Source organism: Parapedobacter indicus (genome assembly GCF_900113765.1).
Classification (GTDB): domain Bacteria; phylum Bacteroidota; class Bacteroidia; order Sphingobacteriales; family Sphingobacteriaceae; genus Parapedobacter; species Parapedobacter indicus.
This window is the reverse complement of record NZ_FOQO01000011.1, coordinates 129,624-154,598: the sequence shown is the minus strand read 5'-3', so window position 1 is coordinate 154,598 and position 24,975 is coordinate 129,624. Positions and strand designations below refer to the sequence as shown.

The 24,975-nt window shown below is 48.4% G+C and carries 25 protein-coding genes; 19 read left to right on the top strand and 6 right to left on the bottom strand.

Features of this window, described 5'->3' with window-relative positions:
• Window positions 1–91: 91 nt before the first annotated feature.
• From BMZ56_RS20790 to BMZ56_RS20770, 5 genes are all read left to right on the top strand, one after another.
• Window positions 92–664 carry a hypothetical protein gene (locus BMZ56_RS20790; protein WP_090630278.1) on the top strand — a complete coding sequence of 191 codons (573 nt, stop codon included), beginning with the start codon at window positions 92–94 and terminating at the stop codon, window positions 662–664.
• A gap of 6 nt (window positions 665–670) precedes the next feature.
• A complete protein-coding gene (locus BMZ56_RS20785; RefSeq protein WP_090630274.1) occupies window positions 671–1,153 on the top strand; it encodes a hypothetical protein in 483 nt (160 codons plus the stop codon).
• Window positions 1,154–1,396: 243 nt separating this feature from the next.
• Window positions 1,397–2,791 (top strand): exonuclease domain-containing protein, encoded by a 1,395-nt coding sequence (locus BMZ56_RS20780; protein ID WP_090630272.1) that lies wholly within the window; start codon window positions 1,397–1,399, stop codon window positions 2,789–2,791.
• 63 nt (window positions 2,792–2,854) lie between these two features.
• Complete coding sequence (locus BMZ56_RS20775; protein ID WP_090630269.1) at window positions 2,855–3,760, top strand: EamA family transporter; 906 nt, start codon at window positions 2,855–2,857, stop codon at window positions 3,758–3,760.
• The gene (locus BMZ56_RS20770) at window positions 3,757–4,242 is read left to right on the top strand and encodes a GNAT family N-acetyltransferase (protein ID WP_090630266.1); all 486 of its coding nucleotides are present in this window, start codon (window positions 3,757–3,759) and stop codon (window positions 4,240–4,242) included. Before BMZ56_RS20775 ends, BMZ56_RS20770 begins: the two co-directional genes overlap by 4 nt.
• Window positions 4,243–4,248: 6 nt before the next feature.
• Here the strand turns inward: BMZ56_RS20770 and BMZ56_RS20765 are convergent, their stop codons facing one another.
• Window positions 4,249–5,457 (bottom strand): MFS transporter, encoded by a 1,209-nt coding sequence (locus tag BMZ56_RS20765; protein ID WP_090630264.1) that lies wholly within the window; start codon window positions 5,455–5,457, stop codon window positions 4,249–4,251.
• A 152-nt stretch (window positions 5,458–5,609) separates the two neighbouring features.
• On the opposite strand from BMZ56_RS20765, the gene fsa reads away from it, so the two are divergent.
• The 10 genes from fsa to BMZ56_RS20715 all read left to right on the top strand — a co-directional run bounded on the left by fsa (window position 5,610) and on the right by BMZ56_RS20715 (window position 14,878).
• A complete protein-coding gene (gene fsa / locus BMZ56_RS20760; protein ID WP_090630261.1) occupies window positions 5,610–6,269 on the top strand; it encodes a fructose-6-phosphate aldolase in 660 nt (219 codons plus the stop codon).
• Window positions 6,247–6,780 carry a Fur family transcriptional regulator gene (locus BMZ56_RS20755; RefSeq protein WP_256213849.1) on the top strand — a complete coding sequence of 178 codons (534 nt, stop codon included), beginning with the start codon at window positions 6,247–6,249 and terminating at the stop codon, window positions 6,778–6,780. The genes fsa and BMZ56_RS20755 overlap by 23 nt, the downstream gene beginning before the upstream one ends.
• Before the next feature lie 361 nt (window positions 6,781–7,141).
• A complete protein-coding gene (gene pbpC / locus BMZ56_RS20750) occupies window positions 7,142–9,544 on the top strand; it encodes a penicillin-binding protein 1C (protein ID WP_090630258.1) in 2,403 nt (800 codons plus the stop codon).
• A gap of 2 nt (window positions 9,545–9,546) precedes the next feature.
• Window positions 9,547–10,260 carry a 3'-5' exonuclease gene (locus BMZ56_RS20745; protein WP_090630256.1) on the top strand — a complete coding sequence of 238 codons (714 nt, stop codon included), beginning with the start codon at window positions 9,547–9,549 and terminating at the stop codon, window positions 10,258–10,260.
• Window positions 10,261–10,397: 137 nt separating this feature from the next.
• Complete coding sequence (gene rnr / locus BMZ56_RS20740) at window positions 10,398–12,527, top strand: ribonuclease R (protein ID WP_090630253.1); 2,130 nt, start codon at window positions 10,398–10,400, stop codon at window positions 12,525–12,527.
• Between the two features lie 53 nt (window positions 12,528–12,580).
• Window positions 12,581–12,898: a nucleotidyltransferase family protein gene (locus tag BMZ56_RS20735; RefSeq protein WP_090630250.1), complete on the top strand. Its 318-nt coding sequence runs from the start codon at window positions 12,581–12,583 to the stop codon at window positions 12,896–12,898.
• Window positions 12,879–13,223 carry a HepT-like ribonuclease domain-containing protein gene (locus tag BMZ56_RS20730; RefSeq protein WP_090630249.1) on the top strand — a complete coding sequence of 115 codons (345 nt, stop codon included), beginning with the start codon at window positions 12,879–12,881 and terminating at the stop codon, window positions 13,221–13,223. Before BMZ56_RS20735 ends, BMZ56_RS20730 begins: the two co-directional genes overlap by 20 nt.
• Window positions 13,224–13,272: 49 nt before the next feature.
• Window positions 13,273–13,491, top strand: a complete 219-nt coding sequence (locus BMZ56_RS20725) for a hypothetical protein (RefSeq protein ID WP_090630246.1) — start codon at window positions 13,273–13,275, stop codon at window positions 13,489–13,491.
• A gap of 8 nt (window positions 13,492–13,499) precedes the next feature.
• On the top strand, window positions 13,500–14,081 hold the full coding sequence (locus BMZ56_RS20720; protein ID WP_090630243.1) for a hypothetical protein: 582 nt from the start codon (window positions 13,500–13,502) through the stop codon (window positions 14,079–14,081).
• Window positions 14,082–14,107: 26 nt separating this feature from the next.
• Window positions 14,108–14,878 (top strand): hypothetical protein, encoded by a 771-nt coding sequence (locus tag BMZ56_RS20715; RefSeq protein ID WP_090630241.1) that lies wholly within the window; start codon window positions 14,108–14,110, stop codon window positions 14,876–14,878.
• A gap of 445 nt (window positions 14,879–15,323) precedes the next feature.
• Here the strand turns inward: BMZ56_RS20715 and BMZ56_RS20710 are convergent, their stop codons facing one another.
• The gene (locus BMZ56_RS20710; protein WP_090630239.1) at window positions 15,324–15,593 is read right to left on the bottom strand and encodes a hypothetical protein; all 270 of its coding nucleotides are present in this window, start codon (window positions 15,591–15,593) and stop codon (window positions 15,324–15,326) included.
• On the opposite strand from BMZ56_RS20710, the gene BMZ56_RS20705 reads away from it, so the two are divergent.
• Window positions 15,594–16,778 carry an AI-2E family transporter gene (locus BMZ56_RS20705; protein ID WP_090630236.1) on the top strand — a complete coding sequence of 395 codons (1,185 nt, stop codon included), beginning with the start codon at window positions 15,594–15,596 and terminating at the stop codon, window positions 16,776–16,778. It begins immediately after the preceding gene.
• 58 nt (window positions 16,779–16,836) lie between these two features.
• Window positions 16,837–17,022 carry a hypothetical protein gene (locus tag BMZ56_RS20700; protein WP_090630234.1) on the top strand — a complete coding sequence of 62 codons (186 nt, stop codon included), beginning with the start codon at window positions 16,837–16,839 and terminating at the stop codon, window positions 17,020–17,022.
• Here BMZ56_RS20700 and BMZ56_RS20695 read toward each other — a convergent pair.
• Genes BMZ56_RS20695 through BMZ56_RS20680 form a run of 4 tightly spaced genes read right to left on the bottom strand, consistent with a single transcriptional unit; the run spans window position 17,019 to window position 23,180 of the window.
• Window positions 17,019–20,075 carry an efflux RND transporter permease subunit gene (locus BMZ56_RS20695; RefSeq protein ID WP_090630231.1) on the bottom strand — a complete coding sequence of 1,019 codons (3,057 nt, stop codon included), beginning with the start codon at window positions 20,073–20,075 and terminating at the stop codon, window positions 17,019–17,021. The two genes, BMZ56_RS20700 and BMZ56_RS20695, sit on opposite strands and share 4 nt — an antisense overlap.
• A 6-nt stretch (window positions 20,076–20,081) precedes the next feature.
• Window positions 20,082–21,134: an efflux RND transporter periplasmic adaptor subunit gene (locus BMZ56_RS20690; protein WP_090630229.1), complete on the bottom strand. Its 1,053-nt coding sequence runs from the start codon at window positions 21,132–21,134 to the stop codon at window positions 20,082–20,084.
• Window positions 21,135–21,146: 12 nt separating this feature from the next.
• A complete protein-coding gene (locus BMZ56_RS20685) occupies window positions 21,147–22,502 on the bottom strand; it encodes a TolC family protein (protein ID WP_090630226.1) in 1,356 nt (451 codons plus the stop codon).
• Window positions 22,503–22,535: 33 nt separating this feature from the next.
• On the bottom strand, window positions 22,536–23,180 hold the full coding sequence (locus BMZ56_RS20680) for a TetR/AcrR family transcriptional regulator (RefSeq protein WP_090630224.1): 645 nt from the start codon (window positions 23,178–23,180) through the stop codon (window positions 22,536–22,538).
• Between the two features lie 174 nt (window positions 23,181–23,354).
• Here BMZ56_RS20680 and BMZ56_RS20675 point away from each other — a divergent pair, with 174 nt between their 5' ends.
• Window positions 23,355–23,828, top strand: coding sequence for an Lrp/AsnC family transcriptional regulator (locus tag BMZ56_RS20675; protein WP_090630221.1), 474 nt, complete (start codon window positions 23,355–23,357; stop codon window positions 23,826–23,828).
• Between the two features lie 135 nt (window positions 23,829–23,963).
• On the top strand, window positions 23,964–24,971 hold the full coding sequence (locus BMZ56_RS20670; RefSeq protein ID WP_245893327.1) for an EamA family transporter: 1,008 nt from the start codon (window positions 23,964–23,966) through the stop codon (window positions 24,969–24,971).
• The last annotated feature ends 4 nt before the right edge of the window (window positions 24,972–24,975 follow it).

Sequence of the window (24,975 nt, the reverse complement as noted above, 5' to 3'; positions counted from 1 at the left end):
AATGATTGTGCTAGGAAAGATCCATTTATTACCGAGAGTGAGGTATTGGAACAACTTTTGCAAACACCTATCTTTGACAAAACGTTCATTTATGGTACCCTTTTACTATCGATACACCCCCCTGCTCTTTATTGCTTTCCTTTGGGGAGCCTGTGGCCATGAAAAATCGATCAGCGACCGTATTGCACTGGGCGAGATAGCGCATTACATCGAAGCTAATCCGGTCTATGAGACCGCCGAAATGGACTATGGGGAACTAAAATTCAGCCAGCGTTCGGACAGCGATCTCCTCGTTGCCTACGAGCGATTGGAAAAGGGTGGTTACGTCACCTTGGAACGACTGAAAGAGCGCAAAAGGTTCCTTTCGAAAGACAGTACATTCGTCTACCTCGTCAAGCTAACCGATAAGTCCATCCCCTTTGTATTGGAAAAAACGGACAAAAAGGCAACTGTGAAGACATTTGAATACACGCTCGATGAGGAGGGCGGCGTGCTCGTGGAACAAACCGGTAAAAGCCGCGTAAAAGCAACCGTAACCCTTCGGAAAGCCGAGACTGATTTTGCGGATTTCGCCAAAAAGGATCCGGATAACAACGCTTCATTCACTAAAAAAACCTATTCGCTACGATTTAATGGCGACGCCGGTTGGGAAGTCATCAAATAGCACAAGATGAAAGGCTTAGGCACCCTCATTGCCCTACAGGCGTTACTTTCTACAATTTCCGGCATATTGGTATCCCAAATGTCGTTCGTTGGAAAAGTGGGTATTCGTGTATTGTATAGTGAGTATGGTATCTTCAGAATTTGGTGGAAAACAGCCGTCTTGCTGTTTGCGCTGCAGCTCATACTAATTTTTGTGCTATGGCTCGTCAAGCGGCTCCTTGGACAGCGCCTCGCGTTGGCAACCATCCTGCTGATGCTACTTTTTGGGCTTATTGGCGCCTACTTCACTTACCTGGATTTTACCACCACCTCCCACCGGTTGATGAAGGAAAGTTTTCATAGCGGAGGCTATCTTTTCTGGGGCTCGTGGTCGCTTTCCTGTCTTTATTTCATGATTGCGCCACGTAGCAAAAAGCGGGTTGCGGAAGTTACTACCGAGCCTCCCGCTGAGCCATCTGTCAGCGCGTCCGCACCTACGGATACGATGTAATATTTACTAGACACGCCTGTCTGTGGCTAAAAGGCTCCGCATCTCAGAGGGGGTGGTTGGCGCTTAAACTGCGGTCTCCTTGCGGGAGGGGTGCGAAAAACAGGCAGCAGACCGCCCGCTCACCGCAGGAAGACGGCTAAGCCACACGCAGCGGTCTGGCAGCGATTTAATGGCAAGTAAGGAGCCTCCTCAAAAAATAATTTCAATTCCTTAATAGACTAACTATTTTAGTATATTTGCCCTATGGGGCAGCATTCCGAAATCACCTTATATGCTATTGTGGATATTGAAACCACGGGCGGCTATGCCGCTGGCAGTAGTATTACCGAAGTAGCCATACGGATTCACGACGGGAAAAAGGTAGTTGAACGTTTCGAGTCGCTGGTCAATCCACAGTGCTCCATTCCCCTTTACATCCAAGCCATGACGGGCATTACGCCAGACATGGTGGCACACAGCCCTACGTTCAGCGAACTGGCGCCCCGTATTTTCGACCTGCTGGACGAATGTGTGTTTGTAGCCCATAATGTGAATTTCGACTATTCTTTCCTGAAATACCACCTGGAGCTGGCGGGGTTCTCACTTACCTCACCGAAACTGTGTACCGTCCGGCTGAGCCGGAAGATCCGACCGGGATTGCTCTCCTACAGCCTCGGAAGGTTGTGCGACGCACTCGGAATCCCCATCAGCAACCGGCACCGTGCAGGCGGCGACGCGGAAGCCACCGCCATTCTCTTTGGCAAGTTGATGGAATGGGATACCAATGGCAGCCTGGCGGAAATGCTGAAAAAGAAATCGAAACACCAACAGTTGCCCCCCAATTTACCCAAAGATCAATTCGACGCCCTACCTGAAAATACCGGAGTATATTATTTCCGGGACTTGGGCGGAAAAATCATTTACGTAGGGAAAGCAAATAACATACGCGGCCGTGTTGCCCAGCACTTCTCCGGGCATAACCCCAACCCCCAGCGGCAACACTTTCTCCGTCACATTCACTCCGTCACTTATGAACGCTGTGGCACTGAACTTATGGCGCTTCTGTTGGAAGCGGCAGAAATCAAACGGCATTGGCCCGCATACAACCGCTCGTTGAAACGATTTGAGCCCAAATATGCGCTGTACACCTATGAAGACCACGCAGGGTATCTCCGGCTCGCCATCGGGAAGCATAGCAGAAATCACCAACATACACATTTGTTTCACAACCAATTAGATGCCGTAAACTTACTTCTCCGATTAATTGAACAATTTAATCTACATCCACAGTATTGTACCTTTGGTGGTCCCAAACAATTGATAGAAAAGCCGATGGTCGACACACCTGACATCCACAACCAGCGTGTGCAACAAGCGCTTGATTACCTAGCGAATGAACTTCCCACGTTTGCTATTTTCGATAGCGGGCGGGATGAAACCGAGGTCAGTTGCATCTGGGTGGAAAACGGCAAATTGCACGGCATGGGTCACATCAGCCAGTTTGCAGATATCCGTGCTCCAGAAGAAGTGAAAGAAATGCTCACCCCCTATATCAGCAACCGGTACATGATGCAGCTGATCGTTAACTATGCACATAAGCATCCTTCAAAAGTATGGAGACCCGGCGGAAATCTCCCCAAACTGTACGGGTATAAATAGTTAAAATTGTATCTGCTATCTTCCATCACACTGCCCGAAATTTGTCATCACTTTAACACCGTCATGGATAGAAAAACTATAAATGCATATTTGGCCTTAGCAGTTGTCTGCGTTGTATGGGGCACCACCTATTTTGCCATGCGCATCGGGGTCGCGACCGTTCCCGCGTTTCTGTTTTCAGGTGTCCGACAGGTTATCGCCGGTGTGTTGATGATGGTGCTTTTGTTGTTGTCCGGACAGAGATTGGCCATCAGCCGTCGCGACATCGGCCGGCAGTTTATTGCTGGCACATTGATGATCGCGCTTGGCAACGGTGTAGTCGGGTGGGCCGAACGGTATATACCCAGCGGACTGGCGGCGCTCATTGTTTCCATCATGCCGGTCTATGTCGTGCTTATCGGCTACATTGCGGGCACTGACCGCAAAGCGATCAATGTCTACTTGGTGATCGGATTGTTATTGGGATGTGTTGGTGTCGGTCTTATCTTCCGCGATAACGTGGCGGACCTGGGCAACTCCAATTACCGCTACGGCGTATTGGCGGCTTTCTTCGCCTGCTTCTGCTGGGCTGCCGGCACGGTATATACCAAGCATCGGCCCTCCGCCGCCAAGACCTTGGTAAATGTCGCCTTCCAGTTAACCAGTGGGGGTGTGGTATTGCTCTTGGGTAGTATTTTCCTAGACGACTATTCACAATTGGCCACCGTTACTTCCGACAGCCTGTGGGCATTGGCTTACCTGATTATTTTCGGCTCTCTGGCGTCATATGGTTGTTTTCTGTACGCTCTTAAACACCTGCCGCCCGGATTGGCATCCGTTTACGCCTATGTCAATCCGTTTATAGCGCTTCTGCTGGGTTACTTTTTTCTTCATGAGCGGCTCACGGGAATTACGGCGTTGGCATTGATCGTCACCTTAGGTGGTGTATTTTTCATCAATAAAAGTTATCGCCAAAAAGCAAAGATATGAACAGAGACAAACCATTGATTATTCCCTATGAACCTAGATTTCGCGCAGATTTCGAACGGATAAATACCGCATGGGTAACCCAGTATTTCCAGTTGGAACCCATGGATATATATGTCCACACAAATCCCGAGGAAGCGATCTTAAAAACAGGTGGGAAAATTTTCCTGGCGCAGATGAGCGAAAAAATCGTTGGCACTGCAGCACTCATACGTATTTCCGATGCTGTATTTGAATTAGCCAAGATGGGCTTAGAAGAATCCTACCGTGGCAGGGGTATCGGAAAAATGCTTTGTGCCGCTGCCATCCAAGCAGCTATCGAACTAGGAGCAAAGCAATTGATTCTCTATTCGAACCATCAGTTAGCACCAGCGTTGAGGCTATACCGGTCTATGGGTTTCAAGGATGTACCCGTTGAATCCTCCGAATATCAACGTGCCGATATCAGGATGGAATTACGGTTACCTTCTTTCCAAGGCACCTAGCTATCGTTACCGTTTCAGGATATGGATACGGATATATCCCACGAAACCAAGCGCAATCAATGCACCTGCCACCCCTTGGAACACCAACGTGTAGTGTATGCCCCATGCATTGGCGAGTGCCCCGATCAGCAGACTTCCGAGCGGAAAGACACCTTGGAAGGCCATGATGTAATAACTGATTGCACGAGCGCGATAAGCAGGCATGGCATGCGTTTGTATATAAGTATTGATACTTGAGTTCTGAACCATCATTCCCATGGATGCCAGCACAGTACACAATAAAGCAACAGGCAACCACGAAGCAAAGGAAAGCATCAGAATCCCGAATGCAAATAATCCGGCGGCTTTCATGACGCGAAAACGCAGGTTAGTACCCGCTTTCGTAAGTGCCATGTAGATAGCACCCGTCATTGCGCCCAATCCTGCTGCACTCTCAAACCAACTGAACGTGGTGGCGTCGCCGCTGAACATTTCGCGTGCGATCACAGGAAGCAGCGTCGTGTAGGGAATCACTAATAAACTCGAAGCACCGAGCAACAAGACAAGTGACGAAAGATGAGGAGAATGACGCAGGTAACTAAAGCCTTCTTTTAATCCCTGCCACGCACTTTCCTGCTTGACCGCAGGTGGCGAAAGCGATAATTTCATCGCGAGCAGCGTACCCAATACAGCGATGAAGCTTACGAAGTTGGCAGTAAAGCACACGGCTTCTCCATACGTACTCAGCAGGATGCCACCGACTGCTGGCCCTACCATCCGTGCCGCATTGAAGGCCGAGGAATTAAGCGCAATCGCATTGGGCAGGTCTGCCCGGTCCGGCACCAGTTCCACCATCAGCGACTGCCTGGCCGTTACGTCGAACGTATTGATGATCCCTTGCAACAAACTGAGCACGCCGATCCAAAAGACGCTGTAGTTTCCCAAAAATACCAGTAGGGCCAGCGCACCGGCTTGGAACATCAGCCCACTCTGTGTAATGAGCAATATCCGGTACTTGTTTTGGCGGTCTATGAAGCTTCCGATGAATGGCGACAGTACCAATGAAGGAACCAGTGACAGGAACGAGATAAAGCCAAGAATAAAGGCCGATTCCGTGAGCCGATATACCAACCAGCTTACCGCGATACGTTGCATCCACGTACCCATCAACGAAATGGCCTGTCCGGTAAAGTGTAGTCTGTAGTTGCGATGTCTGAATGCTCGTAAGATATACATGCTTGGCGATTGATGGGTGCCGGGCTAGCCATTTTGACACAAAATCCATACCACAGTCTGCGAAAACTTTTTCGGTAATTCAGACAATTATGCGTAATTTTACCGCTTGTAACTGAACAGATTGTTCAATAACTTTATATTTAATTTAACATATGAAATTTTTCATTGATACTGCCAACCTTCAACAGATCAAAGAAGCCCAGGATCTTGGCGTACTGGATGGTGTAACCACCAATCCAAGCCTGATGGCCAAAGAAGGAATTACGGGACAAGACAACATCATCAATCATTACAAAGCCATCTGCGACATTGTGGAGGGCGACGTAAGTGCAGAAGTGATCGCCACTGACTTCGACAATATTGTTAAAGAAGGTGAAGCACTAGCAAAACTCAACGATAAGATCGTGGTAAAGGTGCCCATGATCAAAGAAGGCGTGAAAGCGATCAAATATTTCAGCAGTAAAGGTATTAAGACCAATTGTACGCTGGTATTCTCGTCCGGACAAGCATTGCTGGCGGCCAAGGCAGGTGCTACGTATGTATCTCCTTTTTTGGGCCGCTTGGATGACATCTCAACCGACGGATTGTCCTTGATTGAAGACATCCGGTTGATTTATGACAACTATGGATACGAAACACAAATATTAGCTGCCTCCATCCGCCACGTAATGCATATCGTAGAATGCGCAAAAATCGGAGCCGATGTGATGACCGGCCCCCTGTCTGCCATATTAGGTTTGCTTAAGCACCCGCTTACGGACAATGGCCTCGCCCAGTTCCTGGCGGATCATGCCAAAGCAGCAGGAAAATAATTTCACCCCCAAGCCCACGGTTTCGACCGTGGGCATATCAATTGCATGCATTATGGGGACAGCAACTGAAAAAGATCAGGTTACAGCCGACGAAAAATTTGTCCGCCTGCTCCGCCAGAATAAATTAAAGGTTACGCAGCCAAGACTCGGCGTATTAAAAATCATTTCTGAAAAAGAGACCGCCATCTCCCAACCGGAGCTTGAGCGGATGCTGGGTGACGCTGTGGACCGTGTAACGCTTTATCGGGTATTGGCTACCTTTGAAGAAAAGGGTATTCTCCATAAAATATTTGACCTTCACGGCACCGCTACGTATGCGCTGTGTTCAACAGCATGCGATGAGCACCATCACCACGATGAGCACGTACACTTCATCTGCTCATCATGCAACAACATCTACTGCCTAGATGACATTAAGCTACCCAAAATCAACCTACCCGAAGGGTACCAACTCCAGTCCGTCGGCATCAATGCCGTAGGCCTTTGTGCCGAATGCAAGGCTCACAAATAGTTCAACCTCTTGCTAAACAAAAAATATAATTTCAGTTAAAATTTTAGTTATTTAATTATAAAAAATTATAAATCAGGGTTTTTATAGTATTAACTAAGTATAAAGTTCACCTGCTATTATTTAGCAAATATCCTTCAAATTGATCGAAAACTAAATGAACATTGAAAAGATACACGTAAGATCTTTTTGCTAAAAACATTCAAAATATATAGCTAAAAATATAGCAAATAACACTATAAAAACTTATTAATCAACATAAAAATTAAACCATATTATTCTTTAGTTCTACATTAATTTTAGCAAACAAACACCAGCGTCGCTCCCTGAATTGGTGCTATTATTTTTGTACCTTAGCGAAGTAATGGCTTGGATTAAGATACATTTTAGGTATTTCATCGCTTTTTGTAAAACCCCGAAAGGCAAAATTGCCATAGGTTCCATAGCCGTTTTAGGATTGCTTTTTTACATCGCGCTTCCCAAGCATCTCTTTCTCTCCCCCACATCTTATGTGATCGAAGACAAGATGGGAAACCTACTGGGTGCGTCGATCGCCACAGATGGGCAATGGCGATTTCCCGCCAGGGATGTGGTTCCTGAAAAATTCGCTAAGTGCATCGTGGCTTTCGAAGACAAGCGGTTCTACCTGCATCCTGGTGTAGATCCCATTGCGATGATGCGGGCTGTTTTCCAAAATATTTCAGGAAAACGGGTAATCAGCGGTGGCAGTACACTCAACATGCAGGTGATTCGGATGAGCCGTAATAAGCCCCGCACCGTCTGGCAAAAATTCATTGAAGCATTTTTGGCACTCCGACTGGAAGCAGGCTACAGCAAAGCTGCTATTCTGCGGTTGTACAGTGCAAATGCTCCCTTCGGCAGTAACGTGGTGGGACTGGACGCCGCCGCTTGGCGTTATTTCGGCCGCCCCTCCGAACGGCTTTCATGGGCAGAGACAGCCATGCTTGCCGTACTACCCAATGCGCCAAGCCTCATTCACCCCGGTCGTAACCGAACGCTATTACTCGCTAAACGGAATGCCTTATTGGACAAATTAGCCTCCAAGGGCACCATCGACTCCGGCACCGCTGAACTTGCCAAACTGGAACCGCTACCAAATAAACCTCATCCGCTTCCACGACTGGCCCCGCATCTCCTGGAACGTTTCAAAAAAGAATACGAACAGTTGGGAATTGCTCAGACACGCGTACGTACGTCGCTTAACATCCAATTGCAGCAGCAGGTATCTGATATTATCGACCGCTACCATCGCAACCTCAGTGCCAACGGTATCCACAACGCTGCCGCACTTGTATTGGATGTGGAAACAGGCCATGCGCTTGCCTACGTAGGCAACGTACATACACCCAGATCCGATGAATCGGAAAATCAGGTAGACATGATCACTTCATTGCGGAGCCCTGGTAGCACATTGAAGCCCCTGCTCTATGCAGCCATGCTTACCGACGGATTGATGCTACCTCATACACTCATTCCTGATATTCCGACGCAAATCGGAGGTTACATGCCTCAAAACTATGATCTTGGATACGACGGTGCCATTCCGGCCTCCCGAGCATTGAGCCGTTCGCTCAATATACCTGCCGTAAAAATGCTGCAGCAATACAAATATCAGCGCTTTCACCCCTATCTGAAGCGCGTCGGTATCCACACACTCAATAAACCTGCGGATTTCTATGGTCTTTCGATGATCCTCGGGGGCTGTGAAGTCACCCCGTGGGAGCTGGCCGGCACGTACGCCAGTATGGCGCGTACGCTAAATCATTACGGGCGATACAATGCAAATTATAACGCCGAAGACTATCATGCACCGTCGTACCTGGAAAACGACGTCCAAACGCCTAAAAAAGCCCCAGAGCGGGCTTCCGTCATCGACCATGCTTCACTTTATTTTACATTTCAGGCCATGAATGAGGTGATGCGCCCCGGAGAGGAAGCCTTGTGGGAACAGTTTGCATCGTCCAAGAAAGTTGCCTGGAAAACCGGTACCAGCTTTGGCTTCCGCGATGGCTGGGCAGTGGGGCTCACTCCCACCCATGTGGTCTGCGTATGGGTAGGGAATGCCGACGGTGAAGGCCGACCGGGGCTTACCGGCATCCAAACTGCAGCCCCTATTTTGTTTGACATATTCGACCTGCTACCATCTTCGGGGTGGTTTACAGCACCTCTTGACCGGATGGTGCAGACGGCCGTATGCCCTGAAAGCGGCTACTTGGCCGGGCCGGATTGCCTGCACGCCGACACGGTGTATATTCCCGTGCCGGGCCACCGGACAGCTGCATGCCCCTACCACCAAACCATACACACAAATCTTGAGGGCACCTTACAGGTAACGGCAGACTGCACCGCTCCCGATCGGATGGTGTTGGCCAAATGGTTTGTACTACCGCCCGCCATGGAATATTATTACAAACCCCGTCATAGCAACTACCGGGAACTGCCACCTTTCGCCGCTGGCTGTTATCCAAGCAGTGAGGGTCGCGTCATGGAAATGATCTACCCAAAAGATAATGCAAAAATCTATATACCGCTGGAAATCGGCGGACAGCGCGGACAGGTTATCTTCAATGCTGCTCACCGCAAAGGAGGCACCCGGATATACTGGCACCTCGATGACACATTCGTGGGCGAAACACAAACCTTCCACCAGCTGGCACTCGATATACCCACCGGAAATCATCGCATCACCTTAGTAGACGATCAGGGCATACGGATCAGCCAGCGTTTTGAAATTTTACAAAAATAGCCATGTTAGAAACGATCGATTTGCAACAAATATTGGTATTGGATATCGAAACGGTATCCCAGAAAGCCGCTTACGCCGAATTGCCCGATCACTTCCAGCAATTATGGACACACAAAGTACGCAATACACTAAAAGAAGAAGAAAGCGCCGCCGATGTATATCCAAATGCCGGATTACATGCCGAATTTGGGAAAATTATCTGTCTATCGGCCGGGGTATTTCACTACCGGGGAGGCCAGACCGGCTTCCGTATCAAATCCTTCGCACACAGCGACGAAAAAGAACTGCTAACCGCTTTTGCAGCTGTATTGCAGGCACAGCCCCCGAATCTTATCCTCTGTGCGCATAATGGCCGGAACTTTGATTTTCCCTTTATATGCAGACGGATGCTCATCAACGGCTTATCCATTCCGGCCCAACTGGATATCTCCGGCAAAAAGCCTTGGGAAACTAATTACCTGGACACCATGGAGCTGTGGCGATTCGGTGATTTCCGCAGCTATACCTCGCTCAACCTCATGGCGGCGGTGCTGGATATCCCAACACCCAAAGACGATATCAGCGGCGAGGATGTGTACCGGGTATACCACGCCGAAAACAATTTGGACCGGATCCGCGTCTATTGTGAAAAGGACATTATCACCACGGCACAAATATTGCGAAGGTTGCGCGGTGAACCATTGATCGAACCAGAGGCGATTAGCTTCGCTGAATAGATGGTAGTTAACAGTCAGTAATTACAATTGAATTACTCAAGATAAAATAAACAACATAAAACAATTACAAAACATATGCAACAGACTATCTAGTAGCCGATAGCTGACAGCCGATAACTAATCTCAATACTCAAACCATGTCAAACAAAAAAAACCAAGCATTTAAACATATACTCACGCAGTTGATCGCTGATGTGATCGAAAAATCGGGAAATAAGCCCCTGAATTACAAACAGGTGGCCGCAAAGCTGAATCTAACCGATCCCGAATCGCGAAATGCCATTCTGAATATTCTACAGGAAGAAACCCGCGCAGGATCATTTAAAGAAGTGGAAAAAGGGAAGTATGCGCTGAAAGAATTGAAAGCATTCGTCGTAGGCCGGGTAGATATGACAGCAGACGGCTCAGCGTTTATTGTGCCCGAGGATGAATTTGAAGACGATATTTACATCGCCCCCCGCAAATTACGGCAGGCGCTGCATGGCGACCGGGTAAAGGTGCACGCCTATGAAAAACGACGCGGCAAGCGGAAGGAAGGGGAAGTCGTCGAAATTCTCGAACGTGCCCGCACTGAATTTACCGGTACAATCAACATATCACCACGCTTTGCATTCCTGATCGCCGATGACCGGAAAATGCTGAATGATGTCTTCGTGCCGCTCGCTGATCTAAACGGTGCCGAAAACGGTGAAAAAGTCGTGGTAACCATTACCGAATGGCCTCAAGATAGTAAAAACCCGGTAGGCAGGGTAAAACACGTTCTCGGCAAGAAAGGCGAAAATGACACGGAGATGAACGCCATTCTGGCCGACTTTGGCTTTCCCCTGGAGTTCCCCCACGCGGTGGAGCAGGAGGCTACTGCGTTTCAGTCGACAATTTCTCCCGAAGAAATCGACAAACGACGCGACTTCCGGCCCGTCACCACCTTTACCATTGACCCAGCCGATGCCAAGGATTTTGACGATGCGATCTCCTTCCAGCAACTTCCCAATGGCCACTATGAAATCGGCGTACACATTGCAGATGTGACGCACTTCGTGCGACCGGATCAGCCTTTGGACAAAGAGGCTTTCGAGCGCGGAACCTCGGTTTACCTGGTGGATCGTGTGATTCCGATGCTTCCCGAACGGCTATCCAACGACCTTTGCTCCTTGCGGCCACACGAAGATCGCCTTGTCTTTTCCGCTGTATTTGAAATGGATGAGCATGCCAATGTCATCCACGAATGGTTCGGAAAAAGCATTATTCATTCCGATAGGCGGTTCAGCTACGAGGAAGCGCAGGAAATACTCGAAAACAAAGAAGGCGAATTCAGCCACGAATTACTCACGTTAAATCAGTTGGCCTACATCCTGCGCGATCGGAAATTCAAGCACGGTGCCATCAGCTTCGAAACCACGGAGGTCAAGTTCAACTTGGATGAAAATGGCAAACCACTGGGGGTATACGTCAAGGAGCGTAAGGACGCCCATAAGTTGATTGAAGATTTCATGTTGCTGGCCAACCGTCGTGTGGCGGAATTCATCGGCAAGCAGGGAAAGGGCAACAACAAAAAGACGTTCGTATACCGGGTGCACGATGTACCGAAAGAGGAAAGTATCATGGCCTTTGCTCAATTTGCCGCCCGCTTTGGATATAAGCTCAATACGAAATCGGACCGCGAAACCACCCGTTCGCTCAATGCCCTGATGGACCGGGTGGAAGGCACCAAAGAGCAGAATGTGCTGACGACGCTCGCCATCCGTTCGATGGCCAAGGCCATTTACACCACCAAGAAAACCAGCCATTATGGACTGGCGTTCGACTACTATACCCACTTCACCTCTCCCATCCGACGGTACCCGGATGTGATGGTACACCGCTTATTAGAACATTACCTCGAAGGCGGCAAATCAGTCAATGCCGAAGCTTACGAAAAACTCTGCGAACATTCCTCCCAGATGGAGAAGAAAGCAGCGGATGCCGAACGCGCGTCCGTGAAATACAAGCAAGCTGAATTTTTACAGGATCAGGTGGGCGAAACGTATCTGGGCATTGTATCCGGTGTAACGGAATGGGGCATGTATGTCGAGATTGAAGAAAACAAATGCGAGGGCATGGTCCGGTTGCGTGATATTACGGACGATTTCTATGCGCTGGACGAGAAGAATTATGCCATCATCGGCCAACGGAAGAAAAAGCGGTATCAGCTCGGCGACGAGGTACAAATACGGGTAAAGAAAGTAGATTTGGCCAAACGGCAGATTGATTTTACGTTGATTTCGTAGGAGCGCTGAAGTTGTAAATTATTGGTATCTTTGTGGATAATACTCACAAGAAAATGGCGCCATCTGTTAAAAACAAAGAATCCATTCTTAATGCTCTTGCCGAAAAAAAACAAGAGCTTAGGCGCTATGGTGTGAAAGAAATCGGATTGTTCGGGAGCTATGCAAGGGGTGATTCACACCGAGATAGTGATGTCGATTTATTGGTGGATATCGAAAAGGAGCATAAGACGCTCCGCAATTTTTTGGCTTTAAATTATTACCTTGAAGATTTATTAGGCACAAAAGTCGACTTGATCACGAAACAATCGCTTAGTCCTTATATCGGCCCCCACATCTTGGATACCGTTGCTTATGCATCTCTCGGCAATTGAGTTTATCCGGCATATTTTAGCGGAATGCGATTACCTTCTGAAAGAATCGTCCCAAAATGGCTATGACGATTTCTTAGTGGACCAACGCCTTTCAAAAGCGATTTGCCGAAGTTTAGAAATTATTGGCGAAGCGAGCAGTAAAATACATCCGAATTTCAAATCAAAATACCCTTTCGTTCCTTGGCGAGAAATGAACGATTTAAGAAATCGTATTATTCATCATTATTTTGGGATTGACTACGATATCGTTTGGGATACCGTAATCTCGGAAGTCCCAATACTTCGTGAGTATATGACCATCATCCTTGAGCAAGAGAAAGTATAACGGATTTTCACGATGCCCCCAACAAACCTGCCGAAAATTTCTCAATAGAATGATAGAAGATAATTTCAACGGCGCTACGGTGTTTTTTAATAATATGGATGTTCAGAACAACACTGAGTATGCTACTTTCTTTGCCAAATTCAGGAACAAACACGACGCCCCACTTGCAGGTAAGGAAAACGTATTTATATATGAAGATCACGTTGCCGGTTTATCTCCATTCCTGATTAAGCGCGTCCTGACATTCAGTGAATGTGTGTCTAACTGATTTGTTATATGAGAACATTATTGTTGATCTTTTTTGGTGTAGCAACAGCGGTTGCACAGCAACCCGATTCAATTGACCGCCGCGTTCCACCGGGGTTCCGTATTTTCTACGTCTCTGACTCGGTTGATTTCATGGTGGTGGGCAGGGAAGAGAACCGGTTGTATGGCACGCCCCGGAACGATGGTAGTGCCGAAGCAATGCCTGTCGATCAAAAATTTCTTAAGAACAACTTCAGGGAATTGATCTGGATGTTTGATCGTGCAATCACCTTAGAACGGGCAGAGGAGTTATGCCAGCAAAATCCAGACGGCGAATTGGGCGCGATTCTGTATTTCATTCCAGAGCCTAGGTTCAAGGAAATCTATTTCATGTTCACGGGTTATGGGGGCAAAGTCCCGCTCACCAATGATGAAATGGATTTAATAGAGATATTTGCACACAGTTATATCGGAGCGTGGTATCAGGAACCAGACCGTTTATTCGAAAAAGTGGTGCAAAAGCAGTATTACATCGATTGGCCCTGGGAACTACCGATATCGCGCCTGTTAAAATATAAACGAGGCGGGTATCGAATGGATCGTTCGTTCTGAAATGCCCTGTAAGGCTTAATCAAGCGATGCGAAACTGGCAGTTTTTTTTCGGTATCGGTATTCTGTTGTGCAGTTGTAATCTTGCCGATGATCGTCTTGAACAGACGTTGTCAGAAGCAGGCGACAACAGAAGAGAGCTGGAGAAGGTCCTGAATCACTACACGGGAAATGATAGCGATCCCGAGAAATACGAAGCTGGCAAAATACATGGAAATCGAGTTGTATTTTCTGATATGGGTCGTCAAGTTGTCTATTTGCCCGTCTTATACCAGTCGCAAAAAATTATTCCCATTGTCCCTCCCCTGCTCTTGGATTCAAACGGGACAACCAGATTGTTGGTGCCTAGCAGAGAACTTTTGGAAACAGTCCATTTGACACGGAAGTATCCTGTGTTTGATTGGTGGAACACACGCACTCAGGCCTTAAAGGGTGGTAAGTTCCAAGCAGTCAACAATGCCGGATTTTCCCCTTCACATGATCTGTACGTCATCGATTCAGTCCCCGAAATGACGTATCATGATATACTGATAGACACCTCGAAGAGATATCGATATTTCCGTTATTTAGCTCCCGATTCCACACAGGGAGATATAGCCGAAATAGAGACATATGATGAAAATGGACAAACGTTGGCTGGAACGGTAATCGGGACAACGGTAGGAGACAGCAACCCTAATACTAGAGAACGGGCATTTGATGGGGAAGCGCTTACCTATTTTCAAGGAGACAGTACTCACAATAATTGGGTAGGCTTGGCTTTTGAAAGTCCAAAAAGCATAAAAAAGATACGGTTCTGATGCCGAAATGATGATAACTTCATCAAATTTGGAGAGCTCTATCAGCTACTATATTGGGAAGATAATCGATGGAAGCCTTTAGAATCCAAGCGAGGTCAGGTTAGCAATTTTTTGGTGTTTGAGAATGTACCGAAGGGCAGTTTGCTTTTACTTCGAAATCTAACCAAAGGAAGGGAAGAAAGACCTTTTATGTATAAAGACGGACAGCAAATATCGCAATAGTCTCGCATAATAGTTGAAATCATAAAGAGTGGCCAACGTTAGCTTTTTATCCCCGGCTCTTTCGATCGAAATTTACAGTTTAAATTAATTTTTAAGAAATCAACCTTAAGTTGCCCACATATGTAAGAGAAGGATTATTCAATTTCCAAAGTCACCAAGAATGGTGACGGTTTAGCTCGCAATCAGATGCCACCGGTATACGGCTTCGGACCGGCTTCGGTGATTAACCCACAATCAGCCGACCTTTGTCCCTACCTTGGCCCACGCTCGTTGCGGACAATCCGCAACAAAGGTGCACCGAGCTTGCGACAAAGGTGGCATCACCGCCGAAGACAATGACAAGCTTATCATAGCCGCATTTTTTTGAACCGCTGGCCAAAACATTCCGTTTGATTTTTTGTTCCTTCTCCGAATCCTTCACAAATAGCGTTATCGTATTTATTTCACTATCTTTGAAAGAGGGAAAATTATATACACGGCTTATCTGAATCATATGCAAGAAACTCCTACCAAACGACCCTATGCAATGGAATTGGCGGCAAGCCTGATTTCACTGGCGCTTATCATCGCATTGATGTACGTCCTGCAGGGCGTGCTACTTCCTCTGATGTTTTCCATTCTCATTGCCATTTCGCTTTATCCGGTGGCTGGAACTTTAGAACGCCTTCGGCTGGGGAAAGCGTTTTCCGCCTTACTTGCGGTTATTTTAGCCATTGCCATTTTATCCGGATTGATTTGGTTCATTGTTCATCAGGTGATCGTGATTGGCCGGGATGGGGCAGAAATCCAAACCAAATTTCTATCCATTTTCGACACGATACAGCATTGGTTGCAAGAACGTTTTGGACTGGAACCTACGGAAGTGGTTGAACGACTAAGAAGTCAGGCCAATCAAATTTTATCCAATGCAACATCCTATATCACCGCCGCCTTCGGCTCACTGGGCAATGTGCTGGCAGGTGCTATTTTGGTTCCCTTGTTTTCCTTCTTTTTGCTCTATTATCGGGTTTTTTTCCGTGAATTCTTTTTCCGTGCATTCCGCTCAACACCACAGGATGTGGTGCATAACACACTTAACAAGATTTATTCGGTGGTACAAAGCTACTTGCTGGGATTAGTTACCGTAATGGGCATCGTAGCGATACTCAACACGGTTGGTCTGTGGATTATGGGCATCCAATATGCATGGTTCTTTGGCACACTGGCTTCCCTGCTTATGCTTCTCCCCTACATCGGCATCGCTATTGGTTCGATACTTCCGGCTTTATTTGCGTTGGCAACCAAAGACAGCGCCTGGTATGCTGTGGGTGTTATCGCCTGGTTTCAGGTTGTGCAGTTTCTGGAGGGCAATGTGATTACCCCTAATATTGTAGGCAGCAAAGTCAGCATCAACCCCCTCATGGCCATCATTTCCATCTTACTGGGCGGCATGCTTTTCGGTCTTGCTGGATTGATTCTGGCACTGCCGCTTACGGCTACAATTAAAGTCATTTTTGATGCCGTACCGTCAATGAACGCATTCGGCTTTCTCATCGGAGAACCGGAAAAGTATCACCTCAAGCGATACTCAACGAAAATTCTGCTCAAGCGATGGAACCTGCGTGATATTTTGGAAGCCAAAGAGCAGAAAGCAAAAAATAACCCACCGGTGGATAAAGGCGATGGGCCGGAAACATAAATTCCCGAACAATTGGCATGGTGATCTGTTAACTCTCATGTAATTAAATGCAAACACCATGAAAAGAAAGAGCATCGCAGAAACCCCGGAACGAAGCCGTAACACGGAAATGGGAAATCCTACCTCCGACAAAACATTCAAAGATACGCGGACCCTCAAACGTCACCAAGGCCTGCCCAATGCGGGCGGCGTCCGCACAGGCAAGACCAAGATTGACAACAGCCAAGGCAACGAAAACAGTTAATTTGTTTTCATGTTAATTTTAGGCGGCATCAATTTGTAAACGACCGGTGTAACCACACGCGAGAGCAGCGTTGAGCTAATTAAGCCGCCGATCATTACAATCGCCAACGGCGAAATCAGCGGGTTGCTTGACCACGCTATGGGCAATAAACCACCGATCGCAGTCAGCGATGTCAGGATGATGGGCAAAAAACGCATCTCTCCTGCCTTTTCGATCGCTTCATTGAGTTCCATACCTTCTCTACGCAGCTGATTGGTGAAATCGACCAATAGAATGGTATTCTTGACCTCAATCCCAGCCAGTGCCACCAACCCGATGGTAGCAACAAAAGACAACGTGTTTCCCGTAACCAACAGTGCCAACGCGGCTCCCACGATACCCAGCGGAATGACTGAAAGTACGATCAACGTACTTTTCAACGTCTTGAATTCAAGCACGAGTACCGCGATAAATAGAAATACTGTAACCAGAATTACCGTACCGAAGCCACCGAACGATTGCTCCCGGCTTTCCACCTCGCCTCCCATCTCGTAATGGTATCCCGCAGGTAATTTCATAGCATCCATTTGATCAATGACGTGCTGAATGACTTCGTCGTTGGAATACCCGGCATCCACGAAGCAGTTAACCGAAACCGTACGGTCGCGATTGATGTGGTAAATTGCGGGAGGCGAAGGCATCAGTTGCAGCGTAGCCAGCTGACTAAAAGGTATCGCGGTTCCCTGCACATTGTCTACATAAACCTGATCGAATACCGACAGATCGGGATACGCCGCCCGGGGCACGCTCAGCCGCACAAGGTAATCGTCGTCGTCTGATCCAGGATCCGTATACGTCGTTACATCCAGTCCTGCCAGCACCATGCGGACCGTACGGTCGATGTTGGCCGTTGGCACTCCGAGTGCCAAGGCTTTATCGCGCTGGATGTCTACCCGGATATCGGTTTTATCGTTGCTCACCGGGTTATTTACATACAATGCGCCGGGCGTTTGCTCCATCATCTGTTCCACCCGGTAAGCGAGCTGCTTCAAGGTATCCAGGTTATCCCCGAATAACCGTACTTCCACGGGCGAGATGACGGGCACGCCCTGCTCGAAATTCTTCACCTCCACTTTGGCACCCAAGTAGGGAGTCCAACGCTTCCGGAGCCGCTCAATCAGCTCCTCTTTATCCCGTGCCCGTGTTTCAGGTTGCAGCTGCACAAAGATTTCGGCAAAATCAGCCCGTTCGTTGGCCTGCTCCACGTTATAATAGATCCGCGGATTACCCTTGCCCACATTGGATGCAAAGTACCGTACTTCAGGCAACGAATCGAGCTCCCTCTCAATCTGGCGGGTAATGCTGTCCGTGGTGTAAATATTCGCCTGCAACGGCGCGCTGATGCGGATCAGAAACTGCGGCTTTTCCGATGCGGGAAACAGGCTGAACCCGATGATGGGGATAAGAGCCAGGGCGACGGCAAAAATCAATGCCGCTATACCCAAGGCATGCCAGGGACGTTTCAACGCCCGGTCGAGCAATACGGAATAAGTACTGTGAATGGTCCGCTGCAGCCAGCGAAGCACCGCATTTCCTTCCGGGTTTTCATGCGGTTTCAGCAGACGGCTGGAAAGGAAAGGCACCACCAACAGCGCCACGAGCATGGAAGCGAGCACCGATCCGATGACCGCCATGGGCAAGCTGCGGATAAAGTCCCCGGCAGCTTCCGGCATAAACATCAGTGGCATGAAGGCGATGGCCAATGTGGCCGTACAGCCCACCACCGCCAGGGCAATCTGATGCGTACCCTTAATAGCTGCCTCGACCCGCGAAAATCCTTCCCGCATCCATCGCTCGATATTTTCGACCACCACGATACTGTCGTCCACAACCAATCCCAATGCTACCACAAAACCCACAATACTTAACTGATTCAATGAATAGCCGAATATATTGAGCATGATAACTCCCATGGCTAATGACAGCGGCACTGCAATCATTACCACCAGCGAAGCCCGGGTGCCAAGCGGAAGCAGCGTGAGGAGTACCAACGTTACCGCGATCAGGAAATCGACCCCCAGGCCGCTCAGCCGATTGTTCACATTTTCACCCTGGTCGAAGTGCAGCACCATGTCGATGTTGTCGGGCAGACGTTCCCGGAATTGGTCCAGCACCTGGAGGTAGGCCTCCTGCGTGCGGCTGATGTTCTCCCCCGCCTTTTGTGCGGCATTGACAAACACAGCCCGATGTCCATTTAAGCGGGTGATGTGTGTTTCGGGAGCGAAATCGGTATACACATCGGCGATGTCCCGCAACAGGATATTTTTCCCCTGCGCACTCGACACAATGGTATTACGGATGCCGTCGACGCTTTGATAATTGCCGCTGGTCTTGATACTGAATATCCTTCCGCCTGCAAGCACGCTGCCACCGGGAATATTCGCGCCTTCGCTCTGGATGGCTTGCATCACCTGATTGAGCGGGATTCCCAATTGTGCCAGACGCGCTGGCTCGACGTCTACGCGGATCAGTTGATCTGTCAGCCCGCTTACCTCCACCTCCTTAAGCGCTTTTACCTTCTCCAGCTCCTCCTTGAGATCATCCGATATATCTTTCATCACCTTGCGTGATGCATTTTCGGAAATCAGCGCCACCTGCAGGACATTAACCCCCGTGGGATCGATTTGCTGCACATCGATGCTGTAAAGCTCAGCTGGTAGCTGTGGGCGCAGCGCACTCACCTCTCGGATCAGCTCTTGATATTTATTATCGTAGTCTACGTCGTGCTCATACTCTACAAACAGCACCGCCAAGCCGTTGACGATCGTCGTGCGAATACGTTTGATGTTATCCAGGTCATAAAGCCGGGATTCAATGGGCTTCACAACGAGCTGTTCCATGTCCTTGGGGTTGGTACCTGGATAGATCACTACCACCGGAAAGTTTGGGGGGCGCATTTCGGGGTCTTCTGCACGGGGCATGGTCAGGATGCTGCTTACACCGATGGCGATCACCATGAGCACCATGATGAGCGTAAACTGATAATTCTTAATCGGATATTTGATCAGGTCCATGACTGTCTATTTTACCGTTATTTTTGAACCATCGCGAAGGTAAGGACTGCCCGACACAATCAGGGAGGTTGCATCTTCCAGTCCGCCGGTCACCACGACACGGTCTTTCTGTATGCTTCCTATTTGTACCGGAATCCGGCGTGCCGTTTGCCCATCGTCGGTAACGAACACATAACCGGCACCCGCATCGCCGTCCAATAAGGCTTCATAGGGAATAAACCAGGCACCTGTTTTGGTCGACAGCTGGATTTCAGCCTTACCAAACATACCCGATGCTACAGTAGGAAGTCCGTCGTTCCCTGCCAGTTTCAGGTATACCGTAAACGTTCCGGACTGCGGGTCGATTCCTTCGGATTTGCGGAATACCTTCGCTGGAAAATGCTTGCCGCGGACTGCATCTGTGGTTACCTCCGCGTTATCGCCCAATTGGATGGCCGACCATTGCCGGTCGCTCACCCCCGCTTTAAGTAACCAGCCGTTACGCCCCGTACTGCTAACCAACAGCACCGGGGCTCCCGGTCCGACCACCTGCCCGGTGCTGGCCGGGCGCTGCAATACGTACCCATCGAACGCCGCATGGATACGGGTATGTCCCAAGTTGTAAGCAGCACGGTCTGCATCCTGTTTGGCAGCTTCAAATGCCGTTTTCGCATTTTCCATCTGCTCCTGTGTGGCTACGCTGTCGAGGAACAACTGCCGAGCGCGGCGGTAGTCACGCTCAGCTTTCTCCACCCCCAGCTGCGCCTGCCTCACCGCGGTATTGATTTCCGTAGGTTCCAACGATGCCAGCAATTGCCCTTTCTTGAAGGAGTCGCCCTCTTTTACGTGGAGCTGCTGGATCACGCCACCGTTCTTAAACGCCAACACGGTTTCATCGTCGGTTGTAAAGGTACCCGTGGCATGGACTACCTGGCTGGTATCGCGCACCGCCAGCTGAATAATGCGCACGGGGATTACCTCGCTGTCTGCCAGGTCATCGGTACGCTGCTCATCTGAGCCACACGCACTCAGGATCAGTACAAGGGCCATGGGATAATAGCTGAATGATTTTATGTCCATTGTCTTCTGTTTTTATTGGGTAAGGGGATAACTTGCTTGTTCACGTTCGAGGCTTGCTGCTGCTGATAGTACCTGATAGGTATTGATCAGCAGTGCCATACTGGCGGAGGTGTACTGATTGCGTGCATCTACCGTCTCGATGTAACTGTTCGATCCGGCTTGGTAGCCTTTGGCAATCAGCCGCCGGTACGCCTGTGCAGCCTCCAGCTGGCTTTTCAACGATTGATAGTTCTTCCATGCGGACTGTAGGTTGCGATATGCCATGGAATTTGCAAGCTGCAGCTGTTGTTTTGTTTGTTCCAATTGCAACTGTGCATCCTGTAAATCCAGGCGTGACTGCTGGATTTTATATTTATTGCGGTTGCCGCTGAAAATGGGAAATTCCAACTGCAGCCCTGCCATGTAATAACGTGTCTGGCCGTTGAAATGAAAGCCTTCCGATTGTGATCCCAGATCCAGGAAGGCATTCAATTTGGGGACGACAAACCGTTGGTCCATTTTCAACATCGTGGAACGGATGCCAATGGCGGTGGATAACGATTGGAGTTCCTCCCGCTCACGGCCGGCGTCGCTATCGTTGCGCAATATAGACGCAGCCTGTAACAGTGCGGTTTCATGGTCAAAAGTGGTATCCACCTCCGCTTCTTCCGCACGATTGAGCAGGCTATTAAAATAAGCCCGTGCGTTACGTGCCTTCATTTCGGCGTCCGTCAACCGGGCTTCAGACTCCGCAACTTCGCTGTTTGAACGCAGCACATATGCGGGCAGTCCCTTTCCGTTCTCCACCAGTTTCTCGTTGGTACGCTCTCCCTCCCGGGCGAGGTTTACCGCAGCCCGGTAAATATCCTTGGCCCGCAACGCACTGAGGTAATTGAAATAGGCTACCTTGATTTCCTTAATCAATTCCCGCTTGTAGATGGCCACGTCCAGTTCGCTGAGTTGCAACTGCTGTTCATGAATACGTTTATTCGCACCGATATCCGTATTGATAAGTGGCATGGTGGTGCGGATGTGCGCATCGTAGTAATTTCTCGGCAGGAAATTGATGGTTTCATTTTCAATTTCGGGAAACGCACCCGTTCCTGTCAGCTGGTTTAATGTACGATAAACGGGATTGAGCAAGTCGCCTATCGGAAGTGGGATGTTCCGCCCCCCGTCGGCCGTCTGATACCCTGCTTGCAAGGCCACGGTAGGCAGGTACATGCTTTTGGCCGACTTCAATGCATACGTGGCCTTTTGAAGCGATACTGTGCGCTGTTTCATCACCAGGTTGGTTTCCAATCCTTCCCTGATATAATTATCAAGTACTCCTTGTGCCATCCCTTGTTCAACGATAAACCCCAGCATGATTATTAATACTGTTCTCATTATTAACAGTGTTTATATATGAGCAAAAAAAAATTATTTGAGTCGCTCCAACAATTGTAAATATGCGCCAAATACACTCTCCAGCAACGTATCCTGCTTAACGAGTTCGATATCGCTGCACTTTTCTGCAATGTGTTTAAAATGACTAGTAATATGTAACGAACATAACCCGTGCACTACACTCCAGGAAAGCATCGCCATTTCTTCGGTGGGCATACTGCTGAAATAACCGTGCGCTTTACACCCTTCTACGGTTTGCATCAACGTATTAAATACCTGCTCGCCCTCCTCCCATTCGTCTTCCGGGTGATGTGCCTGCAAATACTGCATCGGCTCTTTCATGATGAACATCAACTCATAAAAGTCCGGATGATCAATCGCAAATTGAATGTACCCCCTACCCATTGCCTTCAATCGCTCAAAAGGATCATCAACGTATGCAAGCGCAGAAAACCGCTCACGCATCAAACCAAATCCCTCTTGATGAAGCGCGTAAGCGATATCGGTCTTATCCTTATAATACAAATATATCGTCGTCGGACTGAACTCAATCTCTGCAGCGATTTTCCGTATGGAAGTCGCCTCATAGCCGTCCGTCACAAACAACTTCTTAGCTGCCTGCAGAATCCGAGCCTTGAAATCTTCTCTGTGCCTTTCTTTTCTTTCTTTGATTCCCATTGCATTAAATTAACGAAGCAAATTTACTTAACACCGTTAATTAAATCAACTTATTTCTCACTTTTTATTTGTTACGAAACTATTTACGGCTCACACCAACTAACAAAGAACATAATTCAATATTTTATCGTAAATTTTGAATATAATTCAAATATTATATATATTTGCAGAACAATGAACAAAATAGAATACAACTTGGATCAAACCGATCATGCCATCCTGCGGTTAATGCAGGAAAACGCCCGAATCAGCAATGCAGATATTGCCCGCGAATTGGGAATGGCTCCCTCGGCAATCCTGGAACGAATCAAAAAGCTGGAACAACGGGAAGTGATCCTGCAATACCGGACGAAAATCAATCCGGCAGCATTGGATCAAACGTTACTCTCGTTCATTTTTATCCGCGCAGCCGATGGCATTGGATGCGCCACCACGGGGCAGGCGCTGGCAGCCATTCCCGAAGTACAGGAAGTACACGACATCGCGGGCGACGATGGTTACTTAGTGAAAGTGCGTACGGCAGATTCGGCGGCGCTGGTAGAGCTGATGCGTAATTCATTTGCAAAGATACCCAGCATTATTTCCACCCGCACGACCATTGTTCTGGAAACGGTTAAAGAAGAACAGCAGTTAGTGATTCCCGAGTGATAGGAAGTGAGGGAACAAGGCGTAGAGGAATGAGGAAACGGGGAGATGAGGGATAAAGAGTAAGGATAAAGTGATATGACGACAAAGCTAACACAAGTCAGGTATTCGAAATTACAGATTATCGTGGCATTTGCTATGATTTACATAGTCTGGGGGTCAACGTTTTTTTTTATCCACAAAGCGTTGGCGGGTTTCGGCCCATTCCTGCTGGGGGCCATACGGTTCAGCACTGCGGGACTGCTTATGCTGGTTTGGTGTTATTTCCAGGGGTACCGGCTTTTCCACCGCGCCACCATCTTTCATGCCGGACTGATGGGTTTGTTACTCTTATACGTTGACAACGGCATCATTATATGGGTTGAACAATTCATGCCTAGCGGGCTTGTCGCCATTATGTCAGCGTCTGCTGCCATTTGGTTTATTGTGTTGGATAAACCAAATTGGAAGACCAATTTCAGCAACTTATCAATTGTCATCGGTCTTTTTATGGGATTTTTCGGTGTGGTCATGTTATTCGGCGACCGTCTGGCCCAGGCATTGGATGCCGCTCAACGGCAGTCAAATATTATGGGTATGTCGCTCCTGCTGCTCGGTGCGCTCGCGTGGACTATCGGTTCCTTATATTCCAAATATTATGGAAAATCCAAAAAAGTTGAGAAAGGAAACAGCTTGGTCGGCACTGCATGGCAGATGTTTATTGCCGGAATTGCCTTTACACTGACCGCCGCCGGCCGGGGGGAAATCACCGGTTTCCGTTTTGACATGGTACCGGCCTCGGCCTGGTGGGCTATCACCTACCTGATTGGCATGGGTTCCATCGTCGCGTATAGCTCGTACATCTGGCTGCTGCAGGTACGACCGGCTACAGAGGTAAGCACACATACCTACGTGAATCCGATTGTTGCTGTATTACTCGGCGCTTGGTTTGCCCACGAGACAGTAAGTTATTCACAATTAATGGCACTTGCGGTTATTCTGGGAAGTGTCTTCCTGATTAATTGGGATGCCTATAAATTGTCCAATCTATTTATCAAAAAACGCAGCTTTCCGCAAGTACGGGATAGAACAAATGTGCGGACCCGGATCCGAACAGTCCTTACCACCCATACCAACGATCAGCCGGACGATAAGGTAAGGGGATAACTCG

Bases quoted from the DNA above. Each gene is read 5' to 3' on its own strand.
- BMZ56_RS20690 (WP_090630229.1), bottom strand. From the start codon at position 21,134: ATGGACATAAAATCATTCAGCTATTATCCCATGGCCCTTGTACTGATC.
- BMZ56_RS20755 (WP_256213849.1), top strand. From the start codon at position 6,247: ATGCCAAAGCAGCAGGAAAATAATTTCACCCCCAAGCCCACGGTTTCG.
- BMZ56_RS20765 (WP_090630264.1), bottom strand. From the start codon at position 5,457: ATGTATATCTTACGAGCATTCAGACATCGCAACTACAGACTACACTTT.
- BMZ56_RS20735 (WP_090630250.1), top strand. From the start codon at position 12,581: ATGGCGCCATCTGTTAAAAACAAAGAATCCATTCTTAATGCTCTTGCC.
- BMZ56_RS20775 (WP_090630269.1), top strand. From the start codon at position 2,855: ATGGATAGAAAAACTATAAATGCATATTTGGCCTTAGCAGTTGTCTGC.
- BMZ56_RS20685 (WP_090630226.1), bottom strand. From the start codon at position 22,502: ATGAGAACAGTATTAATAATCATGCTGGGGTTTATCGTTGAACAAGGG.
- BMZ56_RS20695 (WP_090630231.1), bottom strand. From the start codon at position 20,075: ATGGACCTGATCAAATATCCGATTAAGAATTATCAGTTTACGCTCATC.
- BMZ56_RS20675 (WP_090630221.1), top strand. From the start codon at position 23,355: ATGAACAAAATAGAATACAACTTGGATCAAACCGATCATGCCATCCTG.
- BMZ56_RS20745 (WP_090630256.1), top strand. From the start codon at position 9,547: ATGTTAGAAACGATCGATTTGCAACAAATATTGGTATTGGATATCGAA.
- BMZ56_RS20715 (WP_090630241.1), top strand. From the start codon at position 14,108: ATGCGAAACTGGCAGTTTTTTTTCGGTATCGGTATTCTGTTGTGCAGT.
- BMZ56_RS20780 (WP_090630272.1), top strand. From the start codon at position 1,397: ATGGGGCAGCATTCCGAAATCACCTTATATGCTATTGTGGATATTGAA.
- fsa (WP_090630261.1), top strand. From the start codon at position 5,610: ATGAAATTTTTCATTGATACTGCCAACCTTCAACAGATCAAAGAAGCC.
- BMZ56_RS20710 (WP_090630239.1), bottom strand. From the start codon at position 15,593: ATGATTCAGATAAGCCGTGTATATAATTTTCCCTCTTTCAAAGATAGT.
- BMZ56_RS20705 (WP_090630236.1), top strand. From the start codon at position 15,594: ATGCAAGAAACTCCTACCAAACGACCCTATGCAATGGAATTGGCGGCA.
- BMZ56_RS20730 (WP_090630249.1), top strand. From the start codon at position 12,879: ATGCATCTCTCGGCAATTGAGTTTATCCGGCATATTTTAGCGGAATGC.
- rnr (WP_090630253.1), top strand. From the start codon at position 10,398: ATGTCAAACAAAAAAAACCAAGCATTTAAACATATACTCACGCAGTTG.
- BMZ56_RS20670 (WP_245893327.1), top strand. From the start codon at position 23,964: ATGATTTACATAGTCTGGGGGTCAACGTTTTTTTTTATCCACAAAGCG.
- BMZ56_RS20785 (WP_090630274.1), top strand. From the start codon at position 671: ATGAAAGGCTTAGGCACCCTCATTGCCCTACAGGCGTTACTTTCTACA.
- pbpC (WP_090630258.1), top strand. From the start codon at position 7,142: ATGGCTTGGATTAAGATACATTTTAGGTATTTCATCGCTTTTTGTAAA.
- BMZ56_RS20725 (WP_090630246.1), top strand. From the start codon at position 13,273: ATGATAGAAGATAATTTCAACGGCGCTACGGTGTTTTTTAATAATATG.
- BMZ56_RS20680 (WP_090630224.1), bottom strand. From the start codon at position 23,180: ATGGGAATCAAAGAAAGAAAAGAAAGGCACAGAGAAGATTTCAAGGCT.
- BMZ56_RS20720 (WP_090630243.1), top strand. From the start codon at position 13,500: ATGAGAACATTATTGTTGATCTTTTTTGGTGTAGCAACAGCGGTTGCA.
- BMZ56_RS20700 (WP_090630234.1), top strand. From the start codon at position 16,837: ATGAAAAGAAAGAGCATCGCAGAAACCCCGGAACGAAGCCGTAACACG.
- BMZ56_RS20770 (WP_090630266.1), top strand. From the start codon at position 3,757: ATGAACAGAGACAAACCATTGATTATTCCCTATGAACCTAGATTTCGC.
- BMZ56_RS20790 (WP_090630278.1), top strand. From the start codon at position 92: ATGGTACCCTTTTACTATCGATACACCCCCCTGCTCTTTATTGCTTTC.